Origin of the sequence: Bacteroides sp. 2_2_4 (assembly GCF_000157055.1) — a bacterium.
Classification (GTDB): Bacteria; Bacteroidota; Bacteroidia; order Bacteroidales; family Bacteroidaceae; genus Bacteroides; species Bacteroides ovatus.
Genome location: NZ_EQ973365.1, coordinates 121,895 through 132,034 on the forward strand (window position 1 = coordinate 121,895; position 10,140 = coordinate 132,034).

The 10,140-nt window shown below is 43.4% G+C and carries 5 protein-coding genes and 1 tRNA gene; 2 read left to right on the forward strand and 4 right to left on the reverse strand.

The genetic code is table 11. From position 1 onward, the window contains the following. Positions 1–99: 99 nt before the first annotated feature. A complete protein-coding gene (locus BSCG_RS06770; protein ID WP_008776850.1) occupies positions 100–2,100 on the forward strand; it encodes a RagB/SusD family nutrient uptake outer membrane protein in 2,001 nt (666 codons plus the stop codon). A gap of 103 nt (positions 2,101–2,203) precedes the next feature. On the opposite strand, the gene BSCG_RS06765 is transcribed toward BSCG_RS06770, so the two are convergent. Beyond that, entirely contained in the window at positions 2,204–3,214 is a 1,011-nt protein-coding gene (locus BSCG_RS06765; protein ID WP_008776851.1) for a 2-oxoacid:ferredoxin oxidoreductase subunit beta, read from the reverse strand. A 3-nt stretch (positions 3,215–3,217) separates the two neighbouring features. Continuing rightward, on the reverse strand, positions 3,218–5,068 hold the full coding sequence (locus tag BSCG_RS06760) for a 2-oxoacid:acceptor oxidoreductase subunit alpha (RefSeq protein ID WP_008646507.1): 1,851 nt from the start codon (positions 5,066–5,068) through the stop codon (positions 3,218–3,220). Positions 5,069–5,271: 203 nt separating this feature from the next. On the opposite strand from BSCG_RS06760, the gene BSCG_RS06755 reads away from it, so the two are divergent. Beyond that, a tRNA-Arg gene (locus tag BSCG_RS06755) sits at positions 5,272–5,343 on the forward strand. 174 nt (positions 5,344–5,517) lie between these two features. On the opposite strand, the gene secDF is transcribed toward BSCG_RS06755, so the two are convergent. After that, a complete protein-coding gene (gene secDF, locus BSCG_RS06750) occupies positions 5,518–8,541 on the reverse strand; it encodes a protein translocase subunit SecDF (protein ID WP_008776852.1) in 3,024 nt (1,007 codons plus the stop codon). A gap of 165 nt (positions 8,542–8,706) precedes the next feature. Next, positions 8,707–10,140, reverse strand: a 1,434-nt coding sequence (locus BSCG_RS06745) for a M3 family metallopeptidase (RefSeq protein WP_032849678.1), incomplete at its 5' end; no start/stop codon positions are given.

Consider the following 10,140-nt stretch of genomic DNA (forward strand, 5'->3'; position numbering starts at 1 on the left):
GGCTTTGGAAAGCACTTATGATGCGAATAATGGTAAACTCTATCCGTTGCAGCGCACCATCTCGGTAGGTTTAAATGTTAACTTCTAATTTTAAGGCTTATGAAACTGAAACATATTACATTACAAACAATCTTGATGGCAGGAGCTACGTGGTCGCTTACATCTTGTAATGATTTTCTGGATATGGCGCCTCTGGATCAGGTGACTCCGCAAGAGTATTTTAATACGACGGACCACTTGGTTGCATATAGTATTTCGCAGTACAACAACATCTTTTCAACGCATGGTGGATATGGAGTCGGTACAGTGAACAATGACCAGAATACAGATAATATGGTAGCCGGAGGATATTCTTCCACCTATTTTGAGAAAGGTCAGTGGCGTGTTCCTAATACTGGAGGTGGCTGGGATTTTACTCAAATTCGCTATTGCAATTATTTCTTCGAAAATGTGCTTCCTAAATTCGAGGCAGGCAAGATTGAGGGCAATTGTGAACAGATTCTTCACTATGTCGGCGAAATGTACTTTATCCGTGCATGGATTTATTACAGTAAACTGAAATCATTCGGAGATTTTCCAATTATAACCGAAGTATTGCCGGATAATCAGTCTGTTTTGACAGAGAAATCTGTTCGTCAGCCGCGTAATCTCGTTGCTCGTTTTATCATCAATCAGCTCGATTCCGCCGCCAAATATATGGTGGATGATATTTCAGGAAACAAAACGCGATTAACAAAGAATTGCGCGTTATTGATAAAGTCGCGCGTTGCTTTGTATGAGGCTACGTTTGAAAAGTATCATAAGGGAACAGGGCGTGTGCCGGGGGATGCAACCTGGCCGGGTAAGAGAATACATACCGATTTCTCCACGAACATGGATAATGAAATCAATTTCTTTCTGGATGAGGCTATGAAAGCAGCGGAACAGGTGGCTGATGATATTACTTTGACCAATAATACCGGTCTGACCAATCCGAAAAACATACCGGGGATTGTTGGCTGGAATCCATATTTCGAGATGTTTGCGGAAGAAGATATGAGTAGTTATTCCGAAGTTCTTTTCTGGAAGCAATATATGAATGGTGGTGGCGTGTCAATCACGCATGGCACACCGGCTTATATTTTTACTGGAGGTAATAATGGTATGCTGAAGAGCTTTGTAGACTGTTTTGTCATGAAAGACGGACTTCCCTATTATGCAGCAGGAGATGAATATAAAGGTGACAAAACTATCATGGATGTGAAAGAGAATCGTGATCTGCGTCTGCAAATGTTTGTTTTGGGCGAGAAGGATTTGCTTCCATCCAGTTCGACAGAAGAACCTGCACTTAAAGAATTCAAACAACCTAATATTATATCATTGGAAGCCCAAACATCTGATAATACCGGGTATCGGATTCGGAAATGCTTGACATATAATAATAAGCAGATTATTTCCGGTCAGTCGCAATCGACTACAGGGTGCATTATCTTTCGTGGTGTCGAAGCTTATCTGAATTATCTGGAAGCCTACTATTTGCGTAATAATAAGGTAGACGGTAAAGCGAAAAGCTATTGGGATGCAGTACGCAATCGGGCAGGCATTACAGGCAATTTCCAGACAACCATTGACAATACCGATATGAATAAGGAGACGGATTTGGCCGCTCATCCCGGTTCGTATGAAGTGGATGCTACCTTATATAATATCCGTCGCGAACGTCGTTGCGAGTTTATTGGCGAAGGAATGCGTTGGGATGACCTGGTGCGTTGGAGAGCTTGGGATGGCGTACTTACTAATAAGTTTATTCCTGAAGGGTATAACTTTTGGGAAGAGGCTTATAAAACTTATGAACTTCCGGAAGACGTTACTTTAAAAGATGATCCGGATGATGCTACTTCTAATATTTCCTCCAGAGCATTCAAGTATATTCGTCCTTTTAGCAAGGTGAGAATCAATAATCAGGTATATGATGGATATTCTTGGGCTAAAGCCAACTATTTGAGTCCGGTTGCTATTAATGAAATGAGACTTGCGTCTCCTGATAATAGTACAGATAATTCTGTTATTTATCAGAATCCGTATTGGCCGGAAAAAGTGGGTGGCACTGCTCTCGAATAGGTTGATATAAATATAGGTTACACGATAGAAAGAATGAAAGGCGTAGAAAGAGAGTTGATTCTCTTGTCTACGCCTTTATTATTTTATGGATTGAAGTGGTGAATTACTTCACTTCCCAAGTATCATTAGTCATTAGCAATTCCTGGAAATTATGATATTTCTTCTTGCCTTTGATTTCTTCAATCTGTCCAATTACAGCATCATTGTAAGTTGGAGCATCTACATCGCGGATCACACCGAGTGCAATCGGGAAATCAGGACCTTCCATTAACGCCAGTTTCAATTGAAGCGTATTATCTTGGCAGTGAGCATCGTGAATAAGAATATCCTTTTCTGTGATACCATTCTCACCAAGTTTCACCACTTTCAGTCCGAAACCTTCCTGCATCAATCCGAATTCCTTGTTTTCACCGAACAACATGGGTTTGCCATGTTCCAGATAGATAGCGTTCTTGGCACGTCCTTCTTTGGTGGCTACAGAAGCATGAGTTCCATCGTTGAAGATCACGCAGTTTTGCAGAACTTCTACAACAGAAGCACCTTTGTGATTAGCTGCTGCTTTCAACACTTCTACGGAAGCGGCACCATCTACTGCAATACAACGTGCGAAGAAACGTCCGCGGGCACCGAAAGCCAGCTCTGCCGGATGGAACGGGTCTTCCACTGTTCCGTAAGGAGATGATTTGCTGACGAATCCACGTTCTGAAGTCGGTGAATATTGTCCCTTTGTCAAACCATAGATACGGTTGTTCAACAGAATCATGTTCAAGTCAATGTTGCGGCGAACGGCATGGATGAAATGATTACCACCGATTGCCAAACCGTCACCGTCACCGGAAATCTGCCAGATAGTCAAATTTGGATTGGCTACTTTTGCTCCTGTTGCAACAGCAGCGGCACGTCCGTGAATAGTGTGGAACCCATACGTATTTACGTAGTAAGGCAGGCGGGAAGAACAACCGATACCGGAAATGACGGCAATATTGTGCGGAGCTACTCCCAGTTCGGCCATAGCTTTGTGCAGTGAGTTCAGGAAAGCGTGGTCACCGCATCCCGGACACCAGCGAGGTTGGCCTGATTTATAATCTTGTACGGTATATACTTTATCGCTCATCTTTTATTCCTCCAATAATTTAGTGAATGCATCTATCAATTCTCTCGTAACGAAAGGCTGTCCTTTCACTTGGTTGAACTGGCTGATGTTCAATCCGGGTATCTTCATCCGTAAATAACCTGCGAATTGTCCCAAATTCTGTTCAGCTACTACGATCTTCTTGTATTTACGCAATACATCGGCTGTATTCTTCGGCAACGGGTTGATGTATTGGAAGTGTGCGAAAGCCATTTTCTTTCCATGATCGCGCATAAAGTCCATAGCCAGACGGAGATGCCCATACGTGCCGCCCCAGCCAACAATCAGTAAATCTGCATCTTCATCACCCAGTACTTCGAGTTCGGGGATATAGTCTGCAATTTTATCTACTTTAGTTTGGCGGAGATGAACCATCTTATTATGGTTTTCTGGTTCGGTAGAGATCGCACCTGTTTCATTGCTCTTTTCAAGACCACCGATGCGGTGCATGAATCCTTCAGTTCCCGGAATTGCCCAGTAACGTGCACCGGTTTCTTCATTGCGTTGGTATGGAGTCCAGTTACCAGCCATGTCCGGAGTCACGTATGGAGGATTGATGGCAGGATATTCATTTAAGTTAGGAAGTTTCCAAGCTGCCGAGCCGTTGGCTACGAAAGCATCCGTCAGTAATACAACCGGAGTCATGTGTTCCAGAGCAATCTTACATGCCATGTATGCGGCATCAAAACAGTTCGTTGGTGAAGTTGCGGCAATCACCGGCATCGGGCTTTCACCATTACGTCCGTAAAGAGCTTGCAATAAGTCTGTCTGTTCTGATTTAGTAGGCAAACCTGTTGACGGACCGCCACGTTGCACATTTACAATCACTAATGGAAGTTCGCCAATTACAGCAAGGTTCATGGCCTCACTCTTCAAACAAACACCGGGCCCGGAAGTAGTCGTTACAGCCAAAGCACCGGCAAAAGCGGCACCAACGGCAGAAGCACAACCCGCGATTTCATCTTCGCACTGTACGGTTTTTACTCCCAGTGATTTATGTTTAGCTAATTCGTGCAGAATATCAGTGGCCGGAGTGATAGGATAAGAACCCAAGTAGAGTTCCAGACCTGCTTTCTCGGCAGCAGCAATCAAGCCATAAGCAGTTGCTTTATTTCCGTTGATATCTGTATAAAGTCCTTTTGATTTCGGAGCTTTACTTTCAATCTTATAAGTAGAGACAGAAGCATGTGTGTTGGCACCATAGTTGAAACCATCGTTTAATACCTTAATATTAGCTTCTGCAATTTCGGGCTTCTTGGCGAATTTCTCACGCAGCATTTTTTCAGCAGCGGCAAGGTTACGGTTGAACAGCCAGCAAACCAGTCCGAGTGCGAACATGTTCTTACAACGGAGTGCTGATTTATTGTCTAGTCCGGAGTCTTTCAGGCTCTCTTTGCACATGGAAGAGATGGGAACTTCAAGTACTTCCTGTTTTATGCCTAATTCTTCAAAAGGATTGTCGGTCTTGAATTGTGCCTTTTCCAAATCTCTGGCTTCGAATGAGTCGGAGTCGGTAATGATAAGTCCTTGCGGTTTACAGAATTTGATTTGTGTTTTCAGTGCGGAAGGATTCATAGCCACTAATACGTGGCAACGGTCTCCGGGAGTGTAAACCTGTCCGGCACCGATGTGAACCTGAAAACCGGAAACACCGGTCAGTGAACCTTGCGGGGCGCGGATGTCTGCCGGGTAGTCAGGGAATGTACAGATGTCATTTCCTACTGTAGCCGACACGTTCGAGAAGATGTTGCCGGCCAGCTGCATACCGTCACCGGAGTCGCCGGAGAAACGTACTACTACTTCCTCCAATTCTTTAACCATCATTTCGTCTGCCATAACTTTAATTACTATATTTAATTTAAAAACTGATTTTACTTTCAATTTGTGAGCGCAAAGGTCGGAAAGTTAATCGAATTATCAAAATAAATCGAACTTTATTGTCCTATTGACGCTAAATATTTGAGATATTTGAAAGGAACCTGTATTTTTATTCTTGTTAAATCGACAGAAACCGTTATCTTTGCAAGCAAATTTGAAGCGGCCTTGTAGTTCAACGGATAGAATAGAAGTTTCCTAAACTTTAGATAGGGGTTCGATTCCCCTCGGGGCTACTACGAAGAATCTGTGAGAAGTTGTTTTGTTTTGCTTTCATATCGTATCTGGTTTTGAGTTTAACAATGGCTTCTTTTAAGATGAACGTCTTATAGCTTCTATTTGTTTTAATAATCAATAGAAAAAGCCTCTACCGAATGTTCGGAAGAGGCTTTTTCTATTTTTGGAATTTATTATTCTTCCGTAGTTACTGGTACGACTTTTTTGTTCTTCATCATGTTGTATGCAATCGGAGATGCAATGAACAGTGATGACAATGTACCGATAACAACACCCAAGATCATTGCGAATGCAAAGCTGCGGATTGAATCACCGCCAAGGATGAAGATACACAGCAATACGATCAATGTACTTAATGATGTATTGATAGTACGTGCAAGTGTAGTATTCAATGAATCATTGAACAACTGACGTTTGTCACGTTTCGGATACAGGCCGAAGAACTCACGTACACGGTCGAAGATTACCACCTTGTCATTGATAGAGTAACCGATAGCTGTCAGGATAGCACCGATAAACGTTTGGTCAATTTCCAGTGAGAATGGAACGATACCCCATAACAATGAGTAAGCACCGATAATCATGATGGTATCGCATGATAGAGCTACGATAGAGCCAATACTATATGCGATGTTACGGAAACGGATTAAGATATACAGACCGATAGCGATCAAAGCCAGTACTACGGAATAGATGGCACCTGTTTTGATATCGTCTGCGATACTCGGACCCACTTTTTGAGAACTTACAATACTACCACCAGTGTGATTGTCACGGTCGATAAAGGTAGCTAGAGTGATGTTTTGAGTCAGCACAGGTTTCAAAGTCTCATATAAATATGCTTCGATTTGAGAGTCAACATCGTTTCCTGCATCTTCAATACGGTAGTTGGTGCTGATACGTACAGTTTTCTTATCTGTACCGATAGCGATAACACTAACGTTAGCATCACCGAACTTGCTGGAGATCAATTCACGAATCTGTTCGGGTTCTACCGGATTCTCGAACTGTACCTTGAAGTTACGTCCACCGGTAAAGTCGATACTCTGGCTTAAACCGCGCATGGCAAATGAACCGATACAAACGAGGATGATGGCTACAGTGATGATAAGGGATTTTTTGTTTGTTCCCATAAAATCAAAACGTGTGTTGGTCATCAAGTTTCTTGAAACAGGGGTTGTGAATGTAAGGTTCAATAGTTTGTCCTTGTTCATGAAGTGTTCGTAAACTATACGGGTCATGAACACAGCGGTGAAGAAGGATACTAGAATACCGATAATCAATGTCGTAGCAAAACCACGGATCGGACCGGTACCGAAGTTAAACAGAATGATACCTGTGATGATGGATGTCAGGTTCGAGTCGAAGATAGCGGAGAATGCGTTGGAATAACCGTCAGCAAGTGCTTTCTTCACACCTTTACCGGCACGAAGTTCTTCTTTTGTACGTTCGTAGATAAGTACGTTCGCATCCACTGCCATACCTAGTGACAACACCATACCGGCAATACCGGACATTGTCAATGCTGCCTGGAAGGAGGAGAGGACACCTAATACGAAGAAGAAGTTCAGGAACAATGCACCATTGGCAATCATACCCGGTATGAAGCCGTACATCATACACATATAGATCATCAACAGAATCAGAGCCACTACGAATGAGAATACACCTGCATTGATAGATTCCTGACCCAATGACGGACCAACGATATCTTCCTGTACGATGTGAGCCGGAGCCGGCATCTTACCTGATTTCAATACGTTTGCTAAGTCCTTTGCCTGTTCAGGAGTGAAATGACCTGTAATCTGTGAACGTCCACCTGTGATTTCAGAGTTTACGTTTGGTGCAGAATATACATAGTTGTCAAGAACGATAGCGATAGAACGACCGATGTTCTGTTTGGTCAGCTGTGCCCAACGACGTGCACCGTCAGAGTTCATAGTCATGCTGACAGCCGGTTTGCTGTATTGGTCAAATTCATCTTTCGCGTCTGTTACTACATCACCTTCCAACGGAGCTTTACCGTTGCGTTCGGTAGACTTGATAGCATATAATTCGAACGTCTGTCCTTTCTTGTCAAATTCAGAAGGAGAAACACCCCATTTCAAACGAAGGTCTTTCGGGAGTTCTGCTTTAACTTCCGGCATAGCCAGATATTTGTTGATATCAGCAGTGTCTTTGTAGTTAGCGTAACCGATCACAGGACCTTGTCCGCTAGAGTTCAACTGCAGGATAGCCAACAGAGGGTATTGCTTTTTAATTTCTGCCAGGTTAGCTGTTGAATTATCTTCAGTAGTTGTAGCATCTCCTTTCAGGGCAGCAGCAAGACTGTCGGCAGCACTTACGCTTTTCTTGGCCGGAGTAGCTTCTGCAAGCGGAGCTTCTTTGGTGGAATCTACAGCGGTAGAGTCTGCACCTGTCTCCTGCGCTAATACAGCGCGCAATTTAGCATCAGCAGATTGCATAGCAGGAAGAACTTCTTTAGCTGTATAAGTTTCCCAGAATTCCAGGTTAGCAGAACCTTGGAGAAGTTTTCTCACACGTTCCGGCTCTTTGATACCCGGCAATTCCACCATGATACGACCCATTTTGTCTTCCAGGCTCTGGATATTCGGCTGAACAACACCGAAACGGTCGATACGTGTACGAAGTACGTTATATGAGTTTTCAACAGCAGCTTTTACTTCTGCTCTCAATACTTTTTCAACTTCTGCATCCGATGATTTCTGGTTAACTTTGTCTTTCAACTGTTGTGTTGCGAAGAGTTCGGAAAGTTTTGCGTTAGGAGCAGCTTTGTGGTATTCTCTGACAAATAGCGTGATGATATCATCCTGACTGTTTACAGCCTGTTTTGCAGCTTCTGCCAATGCATTGTTGAAAGCTTCATCCGGCTTGTTGTCAGCCAGTGCTTTGATAACATCAGGTACAGAAACTTCAAGGATAACGTTCATACCACCTTTTAGGTCCAAACCTAAACTAATCTCCATCTCACGACATTGTTTCAGCGTCCAGTTACCCAACCACACTTTCTCATTGGAGAGAGAGTCGAGGTAGTCTTGTTCCACTTTCGGGTCGCCGTTCGCAATTTCTTTCGCCTTGTTGGTATAATGGCGTGTTACGAAGGAGAAGGAGAGATAGAACACACATACCAGTGTGAGTAATACCGCAAAAACCTTTACAAATCCTTTGTTTTGCATTTTACTTTTAATTTATGATGATTACTTTTTTAATTTAATTTTCAGTTAAATTCTGTCGTACACAAGTTCTTTTTGCCGCATACAAGGCTGCAAATATAGTTTTTTTTTCACATTCATGTGTAATAAGCCCTCAAATATTTGATGTTTAAGGGCTTTTTTGCTGAATTATTTCATTCCTCTGTTTTTCAGTAGTGGTTCCAGGCTTGGTTCCGCTCCACGGAAATTCTTATAAAGCACCATCGGGTCTTCGCTGTCTCCCTTCTCCAATACGTTATGGCGGAACAGGTCGGCGGTGTTTTTATCAAAAATACCATGTTCTTTGAAAGCTTCGAAAGCATCATTGTCCAATACGTTGGCCCATAGGTAACTATAGTATCCGGCTGCGTATCCGCCAATGATATGATTGAAGTAAGTCACGCGATAACGCGGTGCTATTTCGGGAATCAAGTTAAGCTTGTTCATCGCTTCTTTTTCGAATGCAAGCATGTCCAAATTCTTTACATCTGTCATCGTGTGCAGGTTCATGTCGAGGATGGCGGCAGCCAGTAATTCGGTGGTCATGAAGCCCTGGTTGAAAGTTTTCTGTTGCAGTATCTTCTCGATGATTTCGTCGGGTATCACTTCTCCTGTCTGATAATGTTTGGCATACATTTTCAGCACTTCGGGTTCAGTCGCCCAATGTTCGTTGATTTGAGAAGGAAGTTCTACAAAGTCACGTACCACGTTGGTTCCCGATGTTCCTTTGTATTCACATTTTGTCAGCAGTCCGTGCAGAGTGTGACCAAATTCGTGAAACAGGGTTTCCACTTCATCCATGGTCAATAAAGAGGGGGTGTCGCCTACCGGCTTGGTAAAGCTGCAAACGTTGCATACCAACGGACGGGTTGTTCCGTGTTGCTCACGATAGTTGCTCATCCATGCACCACCGCTTTTCCCGGGACGTGGGAAATAGTCTACATAGAAGATACCGAGCTGGGAACCGTCTGCGTCTTTCACTTCAAAGACTTCTACATCAGGGTGATAAGTTGGTATGCCTTCCAGTTTGCTTAGGGTGATGCCATATAATTTGTTGGCTACGGCGAAAGCGCCATCGCGTACATTCTCCAGTTTGAAGTAAGGTTTTGTATCCTCTTCAGACAGGTTGTATTTTTCTTTCCGTAGTTTTTCGGTATAATACCACCAGTCCCATGCTTCTAGTTTTTCTCCTTTTCCTTCCTTATCCATTAATTTCTGAAGTTCGGTAGCTTCTGCTTTTGCTTTTGGCAGTGCGTAGCTCCAGAGGTTATTTAAAAGGCTCATTACGTTGTTGGCGTTCTTTGCCATGGTTTCATCCAGGACGAAGTTTGCATAACAGTCGAAACCTAATAAGTTCGCTTTTTCCAGGCGGAGAGAAACGATCTTGCGGATGTTTTCCTTGTTATCGTTTCCGTCGTTGTTGTTGCCGCGGTTGATATAAGCTTTGTATATTTGCTCCCGGAGCGGGCGATTTTCAGAATATTGCAGGAAAGGCAGACGGCTGGCATTGTGCAGGGTGAACAACCATTTTCCCGGTTGTCCGGCTGCTTTCGCTTCTTCGGCCGCACTTTGGCGGAACCATTC

What these genes read in the sequence shown, in the direction of transcription:
- BSCG_RS06760 (WP_008646507.1), bottom strand. Translation starts at nt 5,068, where the DNA reads ATGGCAGACGAAATGATGGTTAAAGAATTGGAGGAAGTAGTAGTACGT.
- secDF (WP_008776852.1), bottom strand. Translation starts at nt 8,541, where the DNA reads ATGCAAAACAAAGGATTTGTAAAGGTTTTTGCGGTATTACTCACACTG.
- BSCG_RS06765 (WP_008776851.1), bottom strand. Translation starts at nt 3,214, where the DNA reads ATGAGCGATAAAGTATATACCGTACAAGATTATAAATCAGGCCAACCT.
- BSCG_RS06770 (WP_008776850.1), top strand. Translation starts at nt 100, where the DNA reads ATGAAACTGAAACATATTACATTACAAACAATCTTGATGGCAGGAGCT.